Source organism: Wenyingzhuangia gracilariae (assembly GCF_056387575.1).
Genome location: NZ_CM150748.1, coordinates 1 through 23,325, shown reverse-complemented (window position 1 = coordinate 23,325; position 23,325 = coordinate 1). Strand labels below are relative to the sequence as shown.

The window sequence follows — 23,325 nt, the reverse complement described above, 5'->3', positions numbered from 1 at the left end:
TTAATAAACAGTTTGTTACCTTAAAAAAACATATTTATTAGTTATTTTGTATACATTTTAACTACTAAATATGTTTTTTATTTTTCAATACCTTAGAACACCCTTACTACTTAGTTACATTTGTATTACCGCATGTACAAAAAACAACAGTACTGTAAATTTTGTTCCACCTCCTCCTACACAAACAGAAAATGAAACCGAGGAAAATGAAAACAATAACGAAAATATTCCTTTTCCCGACACTCATCCTTACTTTCTAAGTAATGAAGATCCAACCCCTGGACAAAAGAAATGGACAAAAGTAGAAGCTCTTTCAGACGAATTTAACGCAACTACTTTTGATGATGATAAATGGCATAGAAATCCTGCTACTGATGGATTTAAATGGTACGGTAGACCTCCTGCATTGTTTGAATCTGAAAACGTAAGTGTAGATGATGGATACTTGAATGTTACCACCCTAAAATACAAAACTCCAAAAAACGTTAACAACACAACCTGGACACACGGTGGAGCTATTATTAGATCTAAAACAACTGCCAAACAAGGGCACTATTACGAATGTAGAATGAAAGCCAACAAAACCGTTATGTCTTCTACATTTTGGATTGCTTTTAAGCAAAACTGCAATTCTGGACCTATCAGAAAATTAGAATTAGACATACAAGAATGTGTAGGTAGAACCCATGCCAATACAGATTCTTGGGCAAGTCATTGGGATAAAATTTTTCATTCAAACGCAATAAGACATAACAGAAGTTGTGATATTGGAGAAGAAACTAGAAAGTCTGGAAAAATAAATTTAACAGAACAAAACAACAGTCGCTTTTTTGTATATGGTTGTTGGTGGAAATCTCCAACAGAAATTTTATTTTATTTAGATGGAAAATACGTGTACTCCATTACACCTACTACCGAATTTGATTTGGAAGGACATATAACAATGGCTATAGAAACCTATGATTGGAATCCTATAGACCCAGAAGGAAGTATTTTTGAAACAGGTTCTTTTGATGATTTGACCACAAAATACGATTGGGTTAGAACATGGAAATTAGACGATTTATAAACAAATTTCTTGTACACACAATATTTATTAAATACGTAAATTCTATAGATTTTGTTTAGGTTTGTAAATTATTAACCAGACAATACATCTATTTAATGTTTATTTCTAAAAAAAATATTTATAAGTTATTTTTAGTCATTACCTATTGCTCTTTTTCTCAAACCAATCATTCTTTTTTTAATACTCAAAACTCAGAGTTTAATTTAAGTTTGGAGTATAGACCTAGAGCAGAATACAGAAAAGGATATAGAAGTTTGCCCGAACAAGACTCAAACGCAGCATTTTTTATATCACACAGAGCAAGAATAAATGTAGATTTTAAAACTGAAAAATTTTTATTCCACACAACTCTACAAGATATTAGAGTTTGGGGAGATACCAACCCTAGAGATGCAAATGGTAAAGCTCAATTTTATGAATTTTATGTAGAACCAAAACTTACCAACAACCTAACAGCCCGTATTGGTAGACAAAGAATTATGTACGATAACCAACGTTTGTTTGCAGAAAACAATTGGAGACAAGCAGGTGGACAACATGATGCTGTTCGGTTTATGTATAAAAAAGAGAACTTAAATGTAGATCTTATTGGTGCATACAATCAAAACCAAGCAAATGAATTTGATGTAGCTTACAATGTAGACTGGGATATTTATAGAGCAATGGCTGCAAATTTCATCAAATACAATGTCAATTCAAATCTTAGTCTTACTGCTATAAATATTGCTGATGAATACACAGATCCATCTACCAATAACATAAAAGGTTTTTGGAAATCTACCAACGGAGGAAGAATTACTTATAAGAAAAAACAAATTGTACTTACATTCGCAGGATATTATCAGTGGGGTAAAATAGAAAATGGAAAACAACACAATGCTTATTATTTAGAACCTGAAATAAAATGGGTTAAAAACAAGGATTATAACATTCGTTTAGGAGCTCAAGTTTTTAGTGGAGACCATAACAAAACAGATAATAAATCTACCTCTTTTTTGGCACAATACGGAGCTTTTCACAGACACAATGGAGGGATGGATTATACACAAAGAACTGTTAGAACTAATGAACACGAGGGAATTATAAACCCTTATATTATGCAAAATTTTATATTTTCACCTACATTTAGTTTAAACTGGCAAAGTCATCTTTTAGGTAGTCAAACTCAACTAAAAAAAGCAACCAGCAACTCTTCTAAATACCACAATCCTTTTTATGCCTGGGAAAACGATTTTAGATTTTTTTATAGACCCAATAAGTATACAAAGGTAGAGTTAGCACATTTATTTTTATTGCCAAATGACAATATAACCGCTATAGATACTGGAAAAAATGGAGATGTAAATAAAATTGCTCAGTTTACTTATTTATCAATCAACTGGACTCCCAATATTTTAAACATCCGTAATTAAAATTATGAGAAATGTTTTTATTTTATTCGCAATTATTGTTGGGCTAAATGCTTGCAACAATGCCCCTAAAAAAAAATTAAACATTGCCGTTGCTGCCAATATGCAATACGCTATTAAAGAATTGTCTGATGTGTTTACACAACAAACAGGAATTAACATTAACACTATTGTAGCTTCATCGGGCAAATTAACCGCCCAAATAGAACAAGGAGCTCCTTACCACATTTTTTTATCTGCAGATTTAAAATACCCTACTACTCTATTTCAAAAAGGACTAACACACAACAAGCCTAAAACATATGCCTACGGAAAACTTATTCTTTGGACTTGTATAGACAGTGTACAACCTAGTTTAAATACTTTGAGTTCTTCTCAAATAAAACACATTGCAATTGCAAATCCTAAAACAGCACCTTATGGTGTTGCTGCTATAAATGTTTTAAAAAAGCACCATTTGTATAATCGTATTAAGAACAAATTAGTTTACGGAGAAAGTATTTCTCAAGTAAATCAATTTATTAGTACAAAAGCAACACAAATTGGTTTTACAAGTGCTTCTGTACTTCAAAAAAAAGCATCTACCTATCGTTATAAATCCATTTCAAAAAAAGACTACGCTCCCATTGATCAAGGAATTGTTGTTTTAAAGCAAGATGATTACTCTCTACAATATTCTTTAAAATTTTATCATTTTATGTACAGTAAACAAGCTCAACAAATATTAAAAAAATATGGGTATACAACTTATTCTAATTAAATAGTCAATTTGTATTTTTACATTATAAAATCAATTTCATTGAAATTAGCCAAATGTTTTTTACTTAGTTGTTTTATCTTTTTTGCTTCCAGTGTAAATGCACAAAATGGAAATAAAAAAGAGCAATACATTAAATCCTTTAAAGAATATTTTGCCGTTAAGTTAAGTAGTAGCAACAATGCTAAAAGCTTTACTATAAAATCTCCACAAACAGAATACACGTTATCTCCACAATCTAAACAAATTCCAAAAATAGGCTTAAACTACCAGTTTATATCTGTTCAGGTTACCATTCCAATTATTAATTATATTAATAATTTTGATCCTAGAAAAGGAAAAACAGAAACTACAGATATTGGTTTAAATGTTTTTATGCCTCATTGGCATCATTATTTTTTGTATCAAAAAACCAAAGGATTTTATTTAAAAAATACCGAAGATTTTATTCCAAATTGGAATACAGATAAAGATGATTTTATTCAGTTTTCCGATATGGTTTATAGGGAATATTCGGGTGTTTCTACATTTGCTTTAAATCCTTATTTCTCCCTTAAATCATTAACCAATCAAAGCGAAAAGCAAAATTTAAGTGTGGGGAGTTTTGTTCCTTCTATAGCTTATAAATATTATACTATAAACAATCAAGAAAGTATTACCAATAGCAACGGGAAACAAAATTCTAACAATTTAGAGTTTATTTTACAGGTAGGATATTTGTACAACTATGTACTATCTAATTCTATGTTTTTATCTACAGGTGCTACAGGAGGTGGGGGTTATAAGTTTACCAACTTATCTGTAAATACAAATAATTCTACTCAAATAAGCAAAAATCATAGCAACTCTATACAAATAGAAACCTATTTTACTTTAGGGTATGATAACGGACGATTGTTTTCTGGCTTTAATTTAACCCAAAAGTTTGATAAATATTTTCAAGAGAGGAGTACATCTACCTTAATAGATGAAAAACTTAGATTGAATATTTACTTGGGATATAGGTTTGATCCTCCTAAAAAATTAGATCATTACTTAAAAGAAAAGATTATGAAGAAATTTAATATCAAATAAAAAAAGCCTTTACACAATGTAAAGGCTTTTTAATTTTATAAAAATATTCTCTTATTCTTGATCGTCAAAAGCGGCCATAATTTCTGTAGAAACTCCCATGTTAGAGAATCCTCCATCATGAAATAAGTTTTGTAAGGTTACTTTTTTTGTCAAATCAGAGAACAATGTAATTGTATAATCTGCACATTCCTGAGCTGTTGCATTTCCTAATGGAGACATTTTTTCTGCGTAGTTAATAAACCCAGAGAATCCTTTTACTCCGTTACCAGCTGTAGTAGCTGTTGGAGATTGAGAAATTGTGTTTACACGTACTTTGTGGTCTCTACCAAAGAAATACCCAAAAGAACGTGCTACAGACTCTAAATAAGCTTTGTTGTCTGCCATATCATTATAATCTGGAAATACTCTTTGAGCAGCCATATAAGTTAAAGCTACAATAGATCCCCATTCTGCCATGGCATCTTTTTTATATAACACTTGCATTACTTTGTGAAAAGACAATGCAGAAATATCAAATCCTTTATGAGTAAAATCGTAGTTATTATCTGTGTAGTGAATTTTTTTACGTACGTTAACAGACATTCCAATAGAGTGTAAAACAAAATCTATTTTTCCTCCTAAAATCTCTACAGATTTTTCTATTAGGTTTTCTATGTCTTCTAATTTAGTAACGTCAGCAGGTATAATTTCAGAACCTGTTTTTTCTGCCAATTCTTTAATTTCACCCATACGCATAGCGATAGGTGCATTTGTTAACACAAAAGTTGCTCCTTCTGCATGTGCAGATTCTGCCACTTTCCAAGCAATTGAATTAGAGTCTAAAGCTCCAAAAATGATTCCTCTTTTACCTTTTAATAAATTGTACATATGTATTGTTTAAAATAGTGTATTCTATAATTTTAAATAGATTGCCACAAATATAAGTTTTTCCTATGAAATACTTAATAATTGTTCTGCATGTTCTATTGCCGATTGAGATTTATCTTTTCCTCCCAACATCTCTGCTACTTCATTTACCCTTTCTTTAGTATCTAACTGTGTTAAATAAGTAACGGTTTCATCACCTTCTACTTGCTTGTAAACTTTATAATGTTGTTGTCCTTTAGAGGCTACTTGTGGCAAATGGGTAATGGTAATTACTTGCATATTTTGGCCCATAGTTACCATTACATCAGCAATTTTAGTAGCTACTTCACCCGAAACTCCTGTGTCTATTTCATCAAACAAAATAGTAGGTAAACTCACAAACTTTGATAAAATCATTTTTATTCCTAACATAATTCTAGACAATTCTCCTCCTGATGCTACTTTTTTTAGCAGACCAAAATCAGAACCTTTGTTAGATGATAATAGGAAAGAAACATCATCAATTCCATACTCTGTAAATTCTTTTACAGGTTCAATATTTACTACAAACTGAGCATTTTCCATGCTTAGTTTAGCCAAAACCGTTTCTAGTTCTGTTTTAAAACCTGAAACAACTTTTTTTCTATTATTAGATATTTGTTTGGCTATTTCTAATGTTTTTGTCTTTTGAGCTTTTACATTATGTTCTGCTTGTTTTAAAACATCGGCAGCATCTTCTACCTGACCTACTTTTTGAGCTAAACTATCTCTAACCTCCATTAATTCTTGCAAAGAAGTTACAAAATGTTTTTTTTGCAAATCAAACAACAAACTTAATCTATCGTTTAAACTTTCTAACTCATCTGGGTTTGCTTCTACTTTTTCGGCTTGTTTTTCCAATTCAAAAACCAAATCATCTAATTCAATTTTTAAACTTTTGGCTCTTTCGTGTATTTGCGTATATACTACATCAAAAGGAGCTATTTTACCTAAAGCATTTTGCAATTGATTTAACAACGTTTGTACTCCTATTTGTTCTTCTGTAGATACTTGTAAACTTTCAAACAAATATGTTTTTATATCTTCGGCATGCGACAGTTTTTCTATTTCTGCTTCTAAAGTTTCTACTTCATTGGCTTCTTTTAATTTTGCGTTTTGCAATTCTTTATACAAATGCAAATTATATTCATATTGTTGCTGTGCTTCTTGTTGATTAGCTTTTAGTGTTGCTAAATGCTTAACTTCTTTTCTGTATTTCTTAAATTCTGATTGGTATTTTTTTAAAAGCTCTAAGTTTCCTGCCAAAGCATCTATCACATAAAACTGATAGTTTTTATCAGACAAAGACATTGTATTGTGTTGTGAGTGTATGTCTAATAAATATTCTTTGAGAGACTGTAGTGCTTTTAAATTTACAGGAGTGTCATTTACAAATGCTCTAGATTTTCCGTTAGGCAATAATTCTCTACGAATAATTGTATTAGGTTCGTAATCTAATTCCAATTCATTAAAAACAGCTTCTAATTGGTAAGCTTCTATTTCAAACTCTGCCTCTATCACACATTTTTTATCCTTATCTTTTAAATTAGACAAGTCTGCTCTATTTCCAAGAACCAATCCTAAAGCCCCTAATAAAATAGACTTTCCTGCTCCAGTTTCTCCTGTAATAACAGAATATCCTTTGGTAAAATCCACTCGTAACTTCTTGATCAAAGCATAATTTTGAACAGCTAAAGAAACTAACATATATAATTAGGTTTTTAATTAGAATAAATTTGCTTCCATTTTTTTGAATTATTAGGAGCAACTTTTTTTAATACTGATAAGATTTGAGAAGTGTTTACTCCTCTATTTTTTCTAAAAACATTTACAATTTCATCTGCCTTGGCATCCATCATCATTCTAATAAGAATGTTATTTGGGTTGGAATCATATATTTTTTTTATTGATATAATATCTTCCATTATTTTTTTTGTTGCCGTTTTTTGATTTCTTTCAAAATCATCTAAAGCATTATAATGATATGTGTAATACAAATTTCTAAAATCTTGATTACTATCTGTTAATAATTGATCTATTAACGTAAATCTAGTTACTTTATTAATAGCGTTATCCCAACCTATTGCTCCAGATTGTTGTGCTTGATTGGCAATGGTTAAGGCTGTTTTTAAATAACTTTCTCCTCCTAATTTACCAAACGTATCGGCATACACACCTATAGCTAAATAGCTGTAATAAGAAATAACCGATACAAGATTAGATTCATATTGGTTTATGTTAAAGTTTAAAGGCTGAAACTCCGTATATCTAAAAGTAAAACTATTGTCTTGGTGGTTGATAAGCGGACTGTAATAAGTAGAATTAAATACAGGTCTTGATGCTTGTACTTGAATAGTTCCTTTAAATGAATTGGTACCGGTTTGTTCTGTTAACAAAATGGTAAACGCACACTTAATACGTTCGTGCTCTTTAAATTGAACGTTTGTCCACTTTGTTTGGTTGATGAATTCTGTTAAAGAATTTTCTAATGTTTTAAAAATTTGATTGTTAGATACCGATATTTGATCTGCATTAACCGTTACACTGCAATTTAATTCTTGTGCTTTTATCCCAGTAAAAACAAGCAGTAAAATCCATAAAGCAAATTGTTTATACATTTATTTTTTGAATAATAGCATTTAAAATATCAGTAGCAACTTCTGTTTTGGGTTTGGTGTCAAATTTTTGTATTCCAAAATCTTTATCAATAATAGTAATTTTATTGGTATCTTTTGCAAACCCTGCTCCTTTATCTTTTAAAGAATTTAGGACAATTAAATCTAAATTTTTACGCTGTATTTTAGCTTTAGCATTCTCTTCTTCGTTGTTTGTTTCTAAAGCAAAGCCTACCAACAATTGGTGTTTTTTGTTTTTTCCTAAAGAAGCTAAAATATCTTTGGTTGGTGCCAATTCTATTTGCAAACTGGCATCTTTCTTTTTAATTTTTTGATGAGCCACTACAGCTGGCTTATAATCTGCTACAGCAGCAGAACAAATAGCAATGTCTGCCTGTTTGTAATATTGATGACATGCATTGTACATTTCTTCTGCAGAAACTACATCTATTCTATTTACATAGCTATGTTTTATTTGCTGATGAGATGGACCTGAAACTAAAGTGACTTGAGCTCCTAAATTTGCTGCACATTTGGCCAATTCAAACCCCATTTTACCAGAAGAATGATTTCCTATAAAACGAACAGGATCTATAGCTTCGTATGTAGGTCCGGCTGTTATTAGAATTCTTTTACCTTTTAAAGGAAGTTTTGACAGAATGTCTTTTTCTATAAAGGCAACAATATCTTCAGGTTCGGCTAATCTACCTTCTCCCACCAATCCACTAGCCAATTCTCCACTAGTTGCAGGTATACATATGTTACCAAAAGAAGTTAATTTATGAATACTTTCTTTAGTTGATGGATGTTGATACATATCTAAATCCATAGCTGGTGCAAAATACACTGGGCATTTTGCAGACAAATAAGTGGCTAATAATAAATTATCGCACACTCCATTGGTCATTTTTGCCAAAGTATTTGCAGTTGCTGGAGCAATTAACATTAAATCTGCCCATAAACCTAAATCTACATGGTTGTTCCAAACCGCATTCTCATCTTCTTCATTGTAAAAAGTAGAATGTACCGGGTTTTTAGATAAAGTAGACAATGTTAAGGGAGTTACAAATTCTTTAGAAGCAGGTGTTTGTACTACTTGCACAAGGGCACCTGCTTTTATAAATTGTCTTACTAAATGAGCGGTTTTATAAGCTGCAATTCCAGCACTTACCCCCAATAAAACTTTTTTCCCACTTAATACACTCATAAAGAACTATTCTTGTTCTGGTTTTCTATGGTATACTTTACCATTCAACCATTCTTCTACTGCAATAGCATGTGGTTTTGGTAACTTTTCATAAAATTTAGAAACCTCTATTTGCTCTTTGTTTTCAAATACTTCTTCTAAACTATCGTTGTAAGTAGCAAATTCATCTAACTTATCTACCAATTCTTTCTTTAAATCACTACCAATTTGAGTAGCTCTTTGAGATATGATAGAAATAGCTTCGTAAATATTTTGTGTTTCTGCCTCTACTTTAGATTTATCATATGTAATTGTAGATAATGGAGCTTCTGTTTTTTTGTAATCCATAGTATTTTATAATTATCTTAACTGTTTTGTTGTTGTTTTGCTTTATTCTCTTTTAAAAGTCTTTCGTACAATCCCTCAGCTTCTTTTAAGTATTCTGATGTAGGAAAAGCTTTTTTATATCTGTTAAAAGCTTTTAAAGCTTCTTTAATTCTAGTTTCTTTTTTATGTACAACACTATTGATTCCCAATTCATAAGCTGACTTAAACTTGTAAAACATAGCTTCTTCTTTGTAAGAAGTTCCTAAATAATCTAAAATCACATTGTCAAAAGCTACAATGGCAGACTTATAGTTTCCTATTTTGTAGTACTGCTTTGCTATTTCAAATGCTTTTTTTTCTAATTTTAAATTTAATTCGTCTACTCTTTTGTTTGCTTGGGCTATTTTATCAGAATCTGGGTTGCTGTCTATAAAATTCTGATAAGCTTCTAGTGCTTTTTTTGTGTCTGTTTGTGTAACACTGTATTTGGGTGATAAGTGAAAATAGCTTTCTGCAATTCTATATTGTCCGTTTTCTATTTCTGTACTTTTTGGATAACTTCTTATAAACTTTTCATAATAATAAACTGCTGTTAAGTAGTCTTTTATATTGTAGTTAGAGTCTGCCAACCTAAAAGTAATAACTTCTGCTTGTGGTTTATTAGCATATTCCGACATTACCAACTCATACAAACGAATGGCTTTGTCGTAATCACCTTCTTTATACAATTCGTTTGCCATTTTATAACGTTCTGCTCCCGTTCCTTTATTTAATACCTTATTGTATTTTCCACAAGATATTAAAACAACAGTTGCTAAAACAACAATCAAACTATATTTAAAATTTTTATACATATATCTATTTTTATGAAGCAACGTAAAACGATTCTACAAATTGTTTTAACTCTGCTTTTAATTTTGGAGTAGCTTCTACCAAAGGTAACCTTACTTTAGCAGATGACATTCCTAAAATTTCTAGCAATGCTTTTACTCCTACCGGATTTCCTTCGTTAAAAATTAATCCAATACTTTTTTGAATTCTATATTGTGTATTAAATGCTTTTCTTGATTTGTCTAACAAACCTAAACGAATCATGTGAGAAAATTCTCCTGGAAAAGCTTGTCCTACTACAGATATTACTCCAGCCCCACCAGCTACAGTTATTGGTAAAGCTAACATATCATCCCCAGATATTACTAAAAAATCTTTCGGAACTGCTTTAAGCAACTTTAAAGCTTGATCCATGTCACCTTTTGCTTCTTTAATTCCTATTATATTTGGAATTTCTGCCAATCTTGCAACTGTTTTAGGCAATACATTAGAACTTGTTCTACCTGGTACGTTGTACAAAATAATATCTACAGGACATACCTCTGCAATTGCTTTATAATGCTGATATATACCTTCTTGAGAAGGTTTGTTATAAAAAGGAGAAACTGATAATATAGCATTAATTGCTGTAAAATCAGTTTCTTTTATTTCTTGAATAACGGCATTTGTATTGTTACCTCCAATTCCCAATACAATAGGTAATCTACCTGCGTTTGTATTTACAATTGTGGCTTTTACCAATTCTTTTTCTTCATTAGTTAAGGTTACTGCTTCTGCAGTAGTACCCAATACTACTAAATACTCAACTGCATTATCTATCTGAAATTCAACTAACTTTTCTAAAGTTTGAACATCTACATTACCATCATTATCAAAAGGGGTTATCAATGCAACTCCTGTTCCCAAAAAACTACTCATCTTTTACTTATGCTCTTTAATAATTGTGCTAGCCTGCAAATTTAGTATTTTATTTAGAGAATATCTACTAAATAAAAATAAGCTGTAAGAATTTAACATAAATTAAAAAAGTGTCTGTTTTTCAGTAGAATAAATTCAATAAATTACCACCCTCTAGAAAAAGTTTCTCTTTCTCCTTTTAAGTTGATAACAACAAGCTTGTTGATGTTGTCAGATTTTTTTACAGCAGCTTTTACTTTTTCTACATCTGTTAATGTATTTAACTCATAATTGTTAATTGCTACAATTACATATCCCGATCTTATTCCTAATTTTTGTAAATCTTTATTATCTATTTTAGACACTTTTACTCCACTTAACGTACCTAGTTCTTTCTTTTCTTCTGATTTTAATTCGTTAAACTGAATACCAAAAGCTTCTGTTACCAATTCACTTATTTCAGATAGTTTTACTTTTAATATTTTTTCTACTCCATCTCTATCAATAGTTACCAACACTTCATCACCAGGTCTTTTAGCCACCAATTGTCCTACCAAATCAGAAAATTTATGAATTTTAACAGCATTAATTTTCTTTATCACATCTCCAGGTTTCATTCCTGCTTTGTCTGCACCAGTACCTTTAGAAATTTCAGAAATATAAACTCCATCTACATCAGATTTTACCTGAGTTGTAACTCCTAACACTGCTCTTTTTACAGATCCACTTTCCATTAAATCTTCTACAACTCTTTTAGCTATGTTAGAGGGCACTGCAAAAGAATACCCTACAAACGAACCTGTTTGAGAAGAAATAGCTGTGTTAATTCCTATTAATTCTCCTCTGGTGTTTACCAAGGCCCCTCCACTATTTCCTGGATTTACAGCCGCATCGGTCTGAATAAAAGATTCTATATTATTATTTCCTTCTAAATCTCTTCCTTTGGCACTAATAATTCCGGCAGTTACAGTAGATGTTAAATTATAAGGATTTCCTACTGCCAACACCCATTCTCCAACCTTAGAAATATCAGAATCGCCAAAAGTGACAAACGGTAAGTTATCTGCCTTTATTTTTACTAGAGCTATATCTGTCGATTTATCTGTACCTATTAACTCAGCCTTGTATTTCTTTTTATTGTTTAAACTAATTTCTATTTCCGAAGCATTTTCGATCACATGGTTATTGGTAATTATATAACCATCTGGCGATATAATTACTCCACTCCCTGTTCCTACTCTTTCATATTTTCTACCTCCGTATCCGTGTCCAAAAAACAATTCAGCAAAAGGATCTTGTTGCACTCCTACCGATGTGTTTTTAACGTGTACTACAGCATTTACTGTTGCTTCTGCAGCAGTGGTAAAATCTGTCAAATTTTCAGCTGCCACTAATTTTGTATTAGATGTGTATACAGGAAATTGCTGTATATTGGTCGTTTTAACTTGTTCTGTTTCTTCTTTAGAATCTATAAATTGATTGTATATAAGAATCGACATAAAACCACCAAATAATGCCATCACAAATAATTTAATATTCTGTTTCATGTTATTTAAATTTTTAATTTCTATAAGCCTAATTTTCAAAAACTATGCCAAGGGAAACATTGTCATAAAACTCAACTTAACCAACCTATTCCTAATAAAAACCCATAAATAATAAACTATAAATAAATTATTTGAAAAAAATTAATAAATTTACAATCGTGCACGAACACGAAGATTTGTAATTAAAATAAAAAATAATGAAAAAACTACTTATTTCTGCTGTTACTCTTTTAACAGTTTTAACATCTTGTAAATCTCAGGAAAGTAAAAGTCCCTGGAAAAACCTAATTAAGGGAGATACCTTAGAGGGTTGGAACGTTAAAGGAGGAAAATCCACCTACGATGTAAAAGAAGGTGTTATTACAGGAACTACAGTTCAGGGAGAACCTAATACTTTTTTAACAACCAACAAACATTACGGTGATTTTATATTAGAAATAGAATATTTAGTTGATGCAAATACAAATGCAGGAATACAAATAAGAAGCAACAGTTTTCCTGAATATAAAAACGGAAGAGTGCATGGTTATCAAGTAGAAATAGATCCTTCTGAAAGAGCTTGGAGCGGAGGAATTTTTGAAGAAGGAAAAAGAGGATGGCTGAACGATCTAGAAGACAACGTTCCTGCAAAAAAGGCTTTCAAACATAATGATTGGAATAAATATAGAGTTGAAGCTATTGGAGACACTATTAAAACATGGATCAACGGTATACCTGCAGCTCATTTAGTAGACAATGAGACCGCTAGTGGTTTTATTGGTTTGCAAGTTCATAGAGGAAAAGCAGGAACACAAATTCGTTGGAAAAACATACGTATTATTGATGAAAATCCTAGAAAATACGCTACCAAAACGACAGCACCTGTAGCAGTTAAAAGAAACCATTTAACAAAGCAAGAAAAAACCGAAGGATGGAAGTTGTTATGGGACGGTAAAACAACCAAAGGATGGAAAGGTGCCAAGTTAGACGAATTCCCTAAAAAAGGTTGGAAAATTAAAAACGGAATTCTTAGCGTATTGGCTTCTGGTGGTGCTGAATCTGCTGCAGGTGGAGATATTGTAACCAAAGAATCTTTTAGTGATTTTGAATTAAAAGTAGATTTTAAACTGACCCCTAGAGCTAATAGTGGTATTAAGTATTATGTAGACACTAACATTAACAAAGGACCTGGTTCTTCAATTGGTTTGGAATTTCAAATTTTAGATGATGCATTACATCCTGATGCTAAAAAAGGAAACCACGAAGGAAGTAGAACTATTGCTTCTTTATATGATTTAATTCAAGCAGATGTAAACAAACCTGTTAAACCTATAGGTGAATGGAATACAGCTTATATCAAATCTGTTAACAACCATGTAGAGCATTGGTTAAACGGTGTAAAAGTATTGGAGTACGAAAGAAAAAGCCCTCACTTTAAAAAGCTAGTATCAGAAAGTAAATACAAAAAATGGAAAAACTTTGGATTGCTCAATGAAGGGAGAATCTTATTACAAGACCACGGAGATTTAGTTTCTTTCAGAAACATTAAAATTAAAAAACACTAAAAAAACAATTCAAATGGATACAAGAAGAGAATTTATAAAGAAAACAGCAGCTGGTTCTGCTGGTATTGCTTTGGGTAGCATGTTAATCCCTAATTTGAGTTTTGCTACAAATGGATCTAATATTATAGGTGCTAACGAACGATTAAATGTAGCTGTTATTGGTGTAAGAAGTAGAGCTAGATCTCTTACCAAAGCTATCGGAAAATACAAAGAAGCCAAAGTTGCTATTACTTGTGATGTAGATGATAAAATTATTGAGAAAAATAATATTTTCTGTCAAGAAACATTAGGCTACATTCCTGCCGTTGAAAAAGACTTTAGAAAAGTATTAGAAAACAAAGACATTGATGCTGTGTTTATAGCTACACCAGAACACTGGCATGCTCCTATGGCCATTGCAGCTTTAAAGGCAGGGAAACACGTGTATGTAGAAAAGCCTTGTAGCCACAACCTTTTTGAAAACGAAATGTTAGTTGCTGCTCAAAAAAAATATGGTAAAGTTGTTCAAATGGGAAATCAACAACGCTCAGCTGTAACAAGTCAACAAGGAGTACAAGAAATTAGAGAAGGAATTATTGGTGATGTTTTTAAAGGAGAAGCCTATTATAACAACAACCGAGGAAGCATTGGTGTTGGTAAAAAAATTGCGATACCAAGTACTTTAGATTGGGATTTATGGCAAGGACCTGCTCCAAGAGAAGCATACAGAGACAATATACACCCTTACAACTGGCATTGGTTTAAAACTTGGGGAACAGGTGAAATTCACAACAATGGAACACACGAAATTGATATTTGTCGTTGGGCTTTAGGTGTAGATATTCCTAAAACTGTTTCTTCTTTTGGTGGTAAATACACTTATAAAGATGATTGGGAATTTGCAGACAACCAACAAGCAACATTTACCTACGATGATGGTAAGTTTATTACATGGACTGGACACAGTCGTGGAAAAATACAACCAAATCAACCTGGTCGTGGAGCTACTATATACGGAAGCAAAGGAGCTATAACATTAACTCGTGGAGGTTATTCCTTATATGATTTATCAGGAAAACTTATCAAAAACGAAAAAGAAGCAGGTAAAAATGTTACCTTAGGAACTGCAGGTGGTGGTAGTTTAGATGTAAAACACATCTCTAACTTTTTTAATGCCATTAGAGTAGGAGAAAAACAAAACTCTCCTATTACAGATGCAAGTATTACAACTATGACTTGTCATTTAGGAAACATTGCTCAAGAATTAGGAAGACCCTTACACATTGATACCAAAACAGGAAGAGTTAAAAAAGACAAAGCAGCTTTAAAACTTTACAAACGTACATATGAAAAAGGATGGGAACCTAAATTGTAACTATTAAATACAATTTTATTTTTTAATAGGCTTAAAAGTAATAAACTTTTAAGCCTATTTTTCTTCTATTCCAAATAAAGAGGATAATATGGAGCTAACAATAGAAAGCAACAAACTAAAAACCAAAGCAATCCACAAACTACTTACAGAAAAGCCCGAAGTTAAATAAGCTGCCATATTTATAATAATCGCATTAATTACCAATAAAAAAAGTCCCAATGTAAACACCGTTATTGGTAAGGTTAACAACAGCAATACTGGTTTTACAAATAAATTTAAAATACTTAATATTAAAGCCACCCAAATTGCTGTAAACATACTACTCACCTCTACTCCTGGTAAAAAATTAGCTATAATTATTACCGCCAAAGCATTTACCAATAACTGTACTATATAATTCATCTTTTTTCTTTTATAAATCCGTAAGCTAAACTTACATTAATTGTGTTAGTGTTATAAAAACTACTATAACCTAAACCATATTTATACGAAATATCAAGTGTTATTTCATTTTTATTTAAAATCGAATTTCGTAAACCAAAACCTACCAACACACCTGTGTTAAAATTATTAAAATTATCTTCAACATTATCATAATTATTGCTATCAACCTCATTTCCGGACGAGAAAAAAGTACTAGTCCTAGTTGCTTTATAATCTGTAGAAAAATAATAATCTCCAAAAACACCAATATGAAAATTAGGCTTTAAAAAATTATTATTGAATTCATACTTTAACAACAAATCCAACCCTAACGAAGAAACTTTAGCATTCACCTCGTAAACATCCCTTATCGAATTAATATCAGCATTACTATTATCATTAACCGTTGTATGTTCTAAAGTAGAATACATCAGTCTTGATTCAAAAAACATTTTTTCGATCCAATTAGGTAGATTTTTTTTATAGTATACTCCAAACACGGGATATGTAGATGTATTAAAATTACTATTAACTAAGTATTTAGTATTGGGAGGAACATTTTTAACTTGCGTTAAAGAAGTATGACCAACCCCAACAATAAACCCAAAAGAAGATATTACTTTAGAACTATTATACATATAATTTATACATTCTTCTCCTGTTGTACAGACTTCATTATGGTATTTTTCAGAAATCTTAACTAGTGATTTTTTAGTTAAACTTATATGATCTACAGAATTTCTTGTTTTTTCTGCATCTTTAAACAAAAACTTTAAAACCCCTTTGTATTTATTAGTGTTTCTAATGTATTCTTGATTGTCTTTATAATATTTCTTTTCTTTATTTGTTAATTGATACAGCTCTCCCTTATCGTTCTCAACCAAATAATACTCATCATATACCATGTTTGTGTAATAAAATAAGTCTACCACACCATCAACCAAAAACTCTACAAACACCATTTTTTTTTGATACTTTAACTGTAATTCTCTAGCTATGTAAAACTTTCCATCAACAAACCTGTAGGCATAAATCTCATTAGGATCAAACTTTTGTACTGTATTACTTTTAGCTTTCTTAAAATGACAACTTTGAGTGTTTAATGAACTTCCTCTATAATCTATCAATCCATATATGGTGTCTTTTTCAAGTGTAATAACATAGCCATCTCTATAATCAGATTGCGAATACATTGCTATTGAAAATAAAAATAGCAACACAAAAATTTTCTTTTTCATTTCTCTTTTTTTTGGACAATATAATTATAAAACATCGCAATATTAACTTTTACATTTCATTATTTTTCTTTGTATTTTTGTAGGCTCAATACAAATTAAAATGGACATTACTTTTCATAAATATCAAGGCACAGGAAACGATTTTGTTGTAATTGACAATCGTGATTTAAGTTTCCCTAGAGAAAATACAAAATTAGTCAACTTTTTATGCAACAGAAGATTTGGTGTAGGAGCTGATGGATTGATGTTGTTAAATCCATCTGACACCTATGATTTTACCATGGTTTACTACAACTCTGACGGTACAGAAAGTACTATGTGTGGAAACGGAGGTAGATGTCTAGTTGCTTTTGCTCATAAATTAGGGATTTTTGAAACAGAAACAACTTTTGATGCGGTAGATGGATTGCATTATGCTTCTTACCAAAATGGAATTACCAACCTACAAATGATTGATGTTGCAAATGTAGATGTTTTTGAAAATCACTGTTTTTTAAACACAGGATCTCCTCACCACGTACAATTGGTAGAAAATATTGGAAACTACGATGTAAAAAACAACGGATCTACAATTCGTTATGGTGCTCCTTATTTTCAAGAAGGAACCAATGTAAATTTTGTAGAATCGCTTAGCAATGGAAAATTTAGAGTAAGAACGTACGAAAGAGGTGTAGAAGATGAAACTCTTGCTTGTGGAACAGGTGTAACTGCTGTTGCTATTGCCATGTATCAACAAAAACAAACCACTCACACTAAAGTACCTTTACAAGTAGAAGGTGGTGAATTAGAAGTTTCTTTTACTCCTACAGAAAACGGATACAAAAATGTATTTTTAAAAGGACCTGCTACTTTTGTGTTTAAAGGAAACCTAAGTTACAATGAGTAAACTAACGGGAAATTTAATAAAATTGCGTGCTTTAGAGCCTGAAGATTTGGAGTTCTTATACAATATAGAGAACGACCAAGCTTATTGGGAAGTTAGTAGTACGCAAACTCCTTACTCTCGTTATCTTTTAAAACAATATTTAGAAAATAGTCATTTAGACATTTACGAAGCAAAACAACTTAGATTTGCTATAGAAAACAAACAACATAACATTGTGGGCATGATTGATTTATTTGATTTTAGCCCACAACATTTACGTGCAGGCATTGGTGTTTTAATAGATTCTAAACACCAACAAAAAGGATATGCCACACAAGCCCTTGAGCTAGTAAACAATTATGCTTTTACTACTTTAAACCTAAAACAACTATATGCTAACATAGCTATAGACAATAAAAACAGCATCCATCTTTTTGAAAAATTAGGATACCAAAGTATAGGGATTCGTAAAAACTGGATTTTTAGCGATGGAAATTTTAAAGATGTTGCCTTTTATCAATTGATGCACCCTTAATCATTCATGAAAAAAATATATTATAGTCTTGGTATTTTTACTTTGCTAATTCTCTCTATCGGATTGTACTACTACTCTATTATTTACAGTAGCCAAATCAATCAATCTACAAAAGTATACCTAAAATCTACAGATACTGTTAAAGATGTTATTCATACTCTTAGCTCTATATGTACAGATATTGATGATGTAAAAAAAGTGATGTCTTTAAAAAAATACAATCATGTAAAACCAGGAATGTATGTTTTAAAAGAAGGGTTAAACGCTAATGAATTGATTAATTTATTACGCAGTGGAAAACAAACCCCAATAAAAGTTACCTTTAACAATCAGAATTATATAGAAGATTTAGCAGGAAGATTAGCTCAACAAATAGAAGCCGATTCTATCAGTATTTTAAACAGTTTAACAGATCCTACTTTTTTAAAACAAAAAGGTTTTACACACAAAACAGTTTTAAATATTTGTATGCCCTACACCTATGATTGTTATTGGAACATTTCTCCAAATGCATTAAGAAACAAATTACTAAATGCATACCATCGTTTTTGGAATGAGGATAGAATTAACAAAGCTAAACGTTTAAATTTATCTAAAAACGAAGTAATTGCCATAGCTGCCATTGTACACAAAGAAACCCAACACAAACCGGAAAGAAAAAGAGTAGCTGGTGTTTATTTAAACAGAATTAGAGTTGGAATGCCTTTACAGGCGGATCCAACTATTATTTATGCTTTGAAAGAAAAATATGGACGTGATACGGTAATTAAACGAGTTTTGAAAAAAGATTTACAACACAACTCCCCTTATAACACTTATTTAAACAGAGGCATTCCACCATCTGCCATTGCCATGCCAGACATTGATGCCATTGATGCGGTTCTAAATGCAGAAAGACACTCTTACTATTATTTTTGTGCAAGTCCCGAAAATTTTGGTACCCACAATTTTGCAAAAACATTAAGTCAACACAACAGAAATGCTTTTGCCTACCAACGTTGGCTAAACAAACAAAGAGTACATAGATAAATTCAATTTATTAAAATCATTATTAGACATGAACAGATTTATATTATTTATATCTACACTATTTTTAATTAGCTGCAGTTCTAAACCTAAAACAATTACCCAGGTTGCTTCTTTTAAAGGACAACAAGTTACCGGTGTAACAGTTAGTAATAAAGGACAAATATTTGCAAATTTTCCTAGATGGAGACAAGGTGTTAAAAACTCTGTAGTACAAATTGATCCCAAAGGAACAGCCACTCCTTATCCTAACCAGAAATGGAACTCTTGGACACTAAACACTCCTTTAAACGATTCTGTTTTTGTTGCCGTACAATCTGTAGTAGCACACAACAACAAATTATATGTTTTAGATACTCGAAACCCATTATTTAAAGGTGTAGAGAGTAATCCTAGAGTATTCGTTTTTAATTTAAATACTCATCAATTAAGTAGAACTTATATACTTTCAGAAAATAGCTTTCACAAAGATTCCTACATTAATGATTTACGTATAGATGCTAAACACAACAAAGCTTATTTTACAGATTCTGGACATGCTGGACTTTTAATTTTAGATTTAAACTCAGGAAACTTTAAAAGAGTTTTAGACAACCATAGCTCTACACTTGCAGAAACTGATTATTTAACATTCAACAACAGTACGTGGATAAATACAGTTCATTCTGATGGTATTGCTTTAGATACTACTAAAGGTTTACTCTACTACCATTCTTTAACCGGATATAGTCTCTATGCTGTTCCTACTGATATATTGATAAATGGTACAGAGCAAGAAATTCAAAACAGCGTACAATTTATTAAAAAAACTCCAGCTCCTGATGGGATGATTTTAGACAAATCTGGCAACCTGTATCTTGCAGACTTAGAAAACAACAAAATAATGAGATTAAAAACTTCAACAAATCAAATAGAAGTTTTTGCCGAGGGAGAAAAAATTAAATGGGCAGACACTTTTAGTATTTACAATAACGAATTGTATTATACCAATTCTAGAATTAACGAAGTAAAAGATGGCATAGAGCATTTAAATTTCACCATCAACAAAATAAAAATAGATTGACCTCAATTTATTTTAAACACCAAAGCCAAATCTTATTCAGATTTGGCTTTTTTAATGCTTTGTTAAAAAATTAACTTTATGCGTGTATAATAAATATTGCAGGAATTTTATGAATTTCTGGCTTTTGATGTTTCCATTCTGCCATGGTATAGGTTTTAATATACTCATTAGGCATGGTTATATCTGCAGCAATACATAAACTGGTATTGGGAGATAATGTTGCCTTTAAATCGTCTAACATTTTATGATTACGATAAGGTGTCTCTATAAAAATCTGAGATTGTTTGTGTTCTTTAGACAAACGCTCCAAACGTTTAATTTCTCTTTTTCTATCTGCTTTATCAATAGGTAAATATCCATTAAAAGCAAAACTTTGTCCATTCATTCCACTAGCCATCATCGCCATTAAAATAGATGAAGGTCCTACCAAAGGAATAACTCTAATCCCTTTTTTGTGAGCCAAAGCCACTACATCAGAACCAGGATCTGCAACTGCAGGAACACCAGCTTCTGACAACAAACCTACAGAAGTTCCTTCCATACAAACATCCAAATACGTGTTTACCTCTACCGGATCTACATATTTATCAATTAATTTTAATTCTAAACTAGGTTGAGATTTTGATGGAGTTATTTTTTTGATAAATCTTCTAGCAGATTTTTCGTTTTCCACAATAAAATGATTCAAACTTTCTACCACAGACTTTACAGATATTGGCATTACCTCTAACGGTTCATTATCTCCTAAAGTAGTAGGTATTAAATATAAATTTCCTTTCATTGTTTACTCACTTATTTTTTTAGCAATAACATCGCATGCTTTGTCTAACATTTGATATACATTTTCAAACCCGTTGTCTCCTCCGTAATAAGGATCTGGTACAGAAATATTTTCATCAGGCTGTAGTTCGTTCATAATCATACCCACCTTACTTTTCTGAGCCTCTGTTTTGGCCAAAGCAATAATATTTCTATAATTAGATTCATCCATTGCATAAATACAATCAAAGGTATCTAAATCTGATGGTTGAATTTTTCTTGCTCGTTGATCTGTAATATCTAATCCGTATTTTTTGGCAACTTGTATAGATCTTGAATCTGGCAAATTGCCTACGTGATAAGCTCCTGTTCCAGCAGAATCTACCACAACAATAGCTGAATCTACTTTAGATTTTAAAATTCCTTCTGCTAACGGAGATCTACAAATATTCCCCAAACACACCATTAAAACCTTAGTGGTCTTCATTTTTTAGAAAGATAATTTTTTAGAAATTTCTTCTACATAGGTCTTAAAATTCTTATCGGTAGCAGCTAAATTATCAACCGTTTTACAAGCGTGTAATACCGTAGCATGATCTCTTTTACCTATTTGAGCACCAATACTTGCTAAAGAAGATTTTGTTAATTTCTTAGAAAAATACATTGCCAATTGTCTAGCTTGTACAATATGACGTTTTCTGGTTTTAGACTGCAAAGTGGCTAAGTCTATTTCAAAATATTTAGAAACTACTTTCTGAATATAATCTACAGAAACTTCTTTTTTAGTGTTTTTAACAAACTTATCTACAATTCCTTTTGCTAAAGCTAAGCTAAATTCTTTTTTATTAAATGCAGATTGTGCTATTAAAGAAGTTACAACTCCTTCTAATTCTCTAACATTTGTTTTTATGTGTTTGGCTATAAACTCTATCACATCATCTGGAACTTCTACACCATCTCTATACAAACGGTTTTTTAAAATTCCTATTCTTGTTTCGTAATCTGGAGCTTGCAACTCTGCTGACAGTCCCCATTTAAAACGAGACAACAAACGTTGTTCTATGTCCTGCATATCTACAGGGGCTTTGTCTGATGTTAAAATTACTTGCTTTCCATTTTGATGCAGTTCGTTAAAAATTTGGAAAAAAGCATCTTGGGTTTTTGTTTTCCCTGATAAGAATTGAATATCATCTACAATTAATACATCTATCATTTGATAAAAATGTAAAAAATCGTTTCTGTTGTTGTTTTTTAAAACAGCATCTCCGTATTGTTGAATAAACTTTTCGGTAGATACATACAATACTGTTTTGTCTGGATATTTGTCTTTTACCTGAACACCTATAGCATGTGCCAAATGGGTTTTCCCTAATCCAACACCACCATAAATCATTAACGGATTAAAAGATGTTCCTCCTGGTTTATTGGCAACTGCCATTCCTGCAGATCTTCCTAATCTATTAGATTCCCCTTCCATAAAGTTATCAAAACAATAGTTAGGGTTTAGGTTTGATTCTACTTTTACTTTTTGCAATCCAGGAATAATAAACGGATTTTTTACCTCTCTACTAACACTTTTTGCGGGAAATGTTACGTTTTGAGCCTTCATTGGAGCTCTGTTAGAGCTTGGTATCTTAACCGTTTGTGGAACTTTACTGCTGTATGAGTTTTCTAGACGAACATCATACAAAAGTCTAGCTTCTTTCCCCAACTCTCTAACCAAAGCACTTCGCATGATTTTAACATAGTTTTCCTCTAAAAATTCAAAGAAGAATTTACTAGGTACCTGAATTGTTAAAGCTCCGCCTTCTAATTTAACCGGCACAATAGGTTCAAACCAAGTTTTGTAACCAACTGGAGTAATATTGTCCTTTATAAATCTTAAGCAGGAAGCCCACACATCTTCGGCTGTTTTTATCAT

23 protein-coding genes are annotated in these 23,325 nt (G+C 31.3%); 10 read left to right on the top strand and 13 right to left on the bottom strand.

The features are described 5' to 3' along the window. The first annotated feature begins 70 nt into the window (after window positions 1-70). From ACY2IJ_RS00115 to ACY2IJ_RS00100, 4 genes are all read left to right on the top strand, one after another. Window positions 71-1,069 carry a LamG domain-containing protein gene (locus ACY2IJ_RS00115; protein ID WP_476725125.1) on the top strand — a complete coding sequence of 333 codons (999 nt, stop codon included), beginning with the start codon at window positions 71-73 and terminating at the stop codon, window positions 1,067-1,069. Between the two features lie 95 nt (window positions 1,070-1,164). Further along, complete coding sequence (locus ACY2IJ_RS00110) at window positions 1,165-2,481, top strand: alginate export family protein (protein ID WP_476725124.1); 1,317 nt, start codon at window positions 1,165-1,167, stop codon at window positions 2,479-2,481. Window positions 2,482-2,485: 4 nt separating this feature from the next. Continuing rightward, window positions 2,486-3,238 (top strand): molybdate ABC transporter substrate-binding protein, encoded by a 753-nt coding sequence (gene modA, locus ACY2IJ_RS00105; protein WP_476725123.1) that lies wholly within the window; start codon window positions 2,486-2,488, stop codon window positions 3,236-3,238. A 39-nt stretch (window positions 3,239-3,277) separates the two neighbouring features. Then, window positions 3,278-4,309: a DUF4421 family protein gene (locus tag ACY2IJ_RS00100; protein ID WP_476725122.1), complete on the top strand. Its 1,032-nt coding sequence runs from the start codon at window positions 3,278-3,280 to the stop codon at window positions 4,307-4,309. A 51-nt stretch (window positions 4,310-4,360) separates the two neighbouring features. Here ACY2IJ_RS00100 and ACY2IJ_RS00095 read toward each other — a convergent pair whose 3' ends face one another. The 8 genes from ACY2IJ_RS00095 to ACY2IJ_RS00060 all read right to left on the bottom strand — a co-directional run bounded on the left by ACY2IJ_RS00095 (window position 4,361) and on the right by ACY2IJ_RS00060 (window position 12,597). Beyond that, a complete protein-coding gene (locus tag ACY2IJ_RS00095; protein WP_476725121.1) occupies window positions 4,361-5,176 on the bottom strand; it encodes an enoyl-ACP reductase FabI in 816 nt (271 codons plus the stop codon). Between the two features lie 63 nt (window positions 5,177-5,239). Next, complete coding sequence (recN, locus tag ACY2IJ_RS00090; RefSeq protein ID WP_476725120.1) at window positions 5,240-6,901, bottom strand: DNA repair protein RecN; 1,662 nt, start codon at window positions 6,899-6,901, stop codon at window positions 5,240-5,242. Window positions 6,902-6,915: 14 nt separating this feature from the next. Then, window positions 6,916-7,812, bottom strand: coding sequence for a type IX secretion system protein PorD (gene porD, locus ACY2IJ_RS00085; protein WP_476725119.1), 897 nt, complete (start codon window positions 7,810-7,812; stop codon window positions 6,916-6,918). Continuing rightward, window positions 7,805-9,016 (bottom strand): bifunctional phosphopantothenoylcysteine decarboxylase/phosphopantothenate--cysteine ligase CoaBC, encoded by a 1,212-nt coding sequence (gene coaBC / locus ACY2IJ_RS00080; protein ID WP_476725118.1) that lies wholly within the window; start codon window positions 9,014-9,016, stop codon window positions 7,805-7,807. The genes porD and coaBC overlap by 8 nt, the downstream gene beginning before the upstream one ends. A gap of 6 nt (window positions 9,017-9,022) precedes the next feature. Next, window positions 9,023-9,343, bottom strand: coding sequence for a DNA-directed RNA polymerase subunit omega (locus ACY2IJ_RS00075; protein WP_476725117.1), 321 nt, complete (start codon window positions 9,341-9,343; stop codon window positions 9,023-9,025). Between the two features lie 17 nt (window positions 9,344-9,360). Beyond that, a complete protein-coding gene (locus ACY2IJ_RS00070) occupies window positions 9,361-10,176 on the bottom strand; it encodes an outer membrane protein assembly factor BamD (RefSeq protein ID WP_476725116.1) in 816 nt (271 codons plus the stop codon). 10 nt (window positions 10,177-10,186) lie between these two features. Continuing rightward, entirely contained in the window at window positions 10,187-11,071 is an 885-nt protein-coding gene (gene dapA / locus ACY2IJ_RS00065) for a 4-hydroxy-tetrahydrodipicolinate synthase (protein WP_476725115.1), read from the bottom strand. Window positions 11,072-11,214: 143 nt separating this feature from the next. Beyond that, window positions 11,215-12,597: a trypsin-like peptidase domain-containing protein gene (locus ACY2IJ_RS00060; RefSeq protein ID WP_476725114.1), complete on the bottom strand. Its 1,383-nt coding sequence runs from the start codon at window positions 12,595-12,597 to the stop codon at window positions 11,215-11,217. Window positions 12,598-12,794: 197 nt separating this feature from the next. On the opposite strand from ACY2IJ_RS00060, the gene ACY2IJ_RS00055 reads away from it, so the two are divergent. Both ACY2IJ_RS00055 and ACY2IJ_RS00050 read left to right on the top strand, forming a co-directional pair. Beyond that, window positions 12,795-14,141 (top strand): 3-keto-disaccharide hydrolase, encoded by a 1,347-nt coding sequence (locus tag ACY2IJ_RS00055; RefSeq protein WP_476725113.1) that lies wholly within the window; start codon window positions 12,795-12,797, stop codon window positions 14,139-14,141. 13 nt (window positions 14,142-14,154) lie between these two features. Further along, entirely contained in the window at window positions 14,155-15,495 is a 1,341-nt protein-coding gene (locus ACY2IJ_RS00050; protein ID WP_476725112.1) for a Gfo/Idh/MocA family protein, read from the top strand. Window positions 15,496-15,549: 54 nt separating this feature from the next. Here the strand turns inward: ACY2IJ_RS00050 and ACY2IJ_RS00045 are convergent, their stop codons facing one another. After that, window positions 15,550-15,897 carry a phage holin family protein gene (locus ACY2IJ_RS00045; RefSeq protein WP_476725111.1) on the bottom strand — a complete coding sequence of 116 codons (348 nt, stop codon included), beginning with the start codon at window positions 15,895-15,897 and terminating at the stop codon, window positions 15,550-15,552. Next, window positions 15,894-17,156 (bottom strand): porin family protein, encoded by a 1,263-nt coding sequence (locus ACY2IJ_RS00040; protein WP_476725110.1) that lies wholly within the window; start codon window positions 17,154-17,156, stop codon window positions 15,894-15,896. The genes ACY2IJ_RS00045 and ACY2IJ_RS00040 overlap by 4 nt, the downstream gene beginning before the upstream one ends. A 100-nt stretch (window positions 17,157-17,256) precedes the next feature. Between ACY2IJ_RS00040 and dapF the strand changes: the two genes are divergently transcribed. From dapF to ACY2IJ_RS00020, 4 genes are read left to right on the top strand one after another with little or no spacing between them, the layout of a single operon-like run. Beyond that, window positions 17,257-18,042: a diaminopimelate epimerase gene (gene dapF / locus ACY2IJ_RS00035; protein ID WP_476725109.1), complete on the top strand. Its 786-nt coding sequence runs from the start codon at window positions 17,257-17,259 to the stop codon at window positions 18,040-18,042. Beyond that, window positions 18,035-18,556 carry a GNAT family N-acetyltransferase gene (locus ACY2IJ_RS00030; protein ID WP_476725108.1) on the top strand — a complete coding sequence of 174 codons (522 nt, stop codon included), beginning with the start codon at window positions 18,035-18,037 and terminating at the stop codon, window positions 18,554-18,556. The genes dapF and ACY2IJ_RS00030 overlap by 8 nt, the downstream gene beginning before the upstream one ends. A 6-nt stretch (window positions 18,557-18,562) precedes the next feature. Then, the gene (mltG, locus tag ACY2IJ_RS00025; protein WP_476725107.1) at window positions 18,563-19,585 is read left to right on the top strand and encodes an endolytic transglycosylase MltG; all 1,023 of its coding nucleotides are present in this window, start codon (window positions 18,563-18,565) and stop codon (window positions 19,583-19,585) included. A 28-nt stretch (window positions 19,586-19,613) separates the two neighbouring features. After that, complete coding sequence (locus ACY2IJ_RS00020) at window positions 19,614-20,645, top strand: L-dopachrome tautomerase-related protein (RefSeq protein WP_476725106.1); 1,032 nt, start codon at window positions 19,614-19,616, stop codon at window positions 20,643-20,645. Window positions 20,646-20,721: 76 nt separating this feature from the next. Here the strand turns inward: ACY2IJ_RS00020 and ACY2IJ_RS00015 are convergent, their stop codons facing one another. From ACY2IJ_RS00015 to dnaA, 3 genes are read right to left on the bottom strand one after another with little or no spacing between them, the layout of a single operon-like run. Beyond that, window positions 20,722-21,426: an SAM-dependent methyltransferase gene (locus ACY2IJ_RS00015; protein WP_476725105.1), complete on the bottom strand. Its 705-nt coding sequence runs from the start codon at window positions 21,424-21,426 to the stop codon at window positions 20,722-20,724. 3 nt (window positions 21,427-21,429) lie between these two features. Next, window positions 21,430-21,891: a low molecular weight protein-tyrosine-phosphatase gene (locus tag ACY2IJ_RS00010; RefSeq protein ID WP_476725104.1), complete on the bottom strand. Its 462-nt coding sequence runs from the start codon at window positions 21,889-21,891 to the stop codon at window positions 21,430-21,432. A gap of 3 nt (window positions 21,892-21,894) precedes the next feature. Then, window positions 21,895-23,325 carry a chromosomal replication initiator protein DnaA gene (gene dnaA / locus ACY2IJ_RS00005; protein ID WP_476725103.1) on the bottom strand — a complete coding sequence of 477 codons (1,431 nt, stop codon included), beginning with the start codon at window positions 23,323-23,325 and terminating at the stop codon, window positions 21,895-21,897.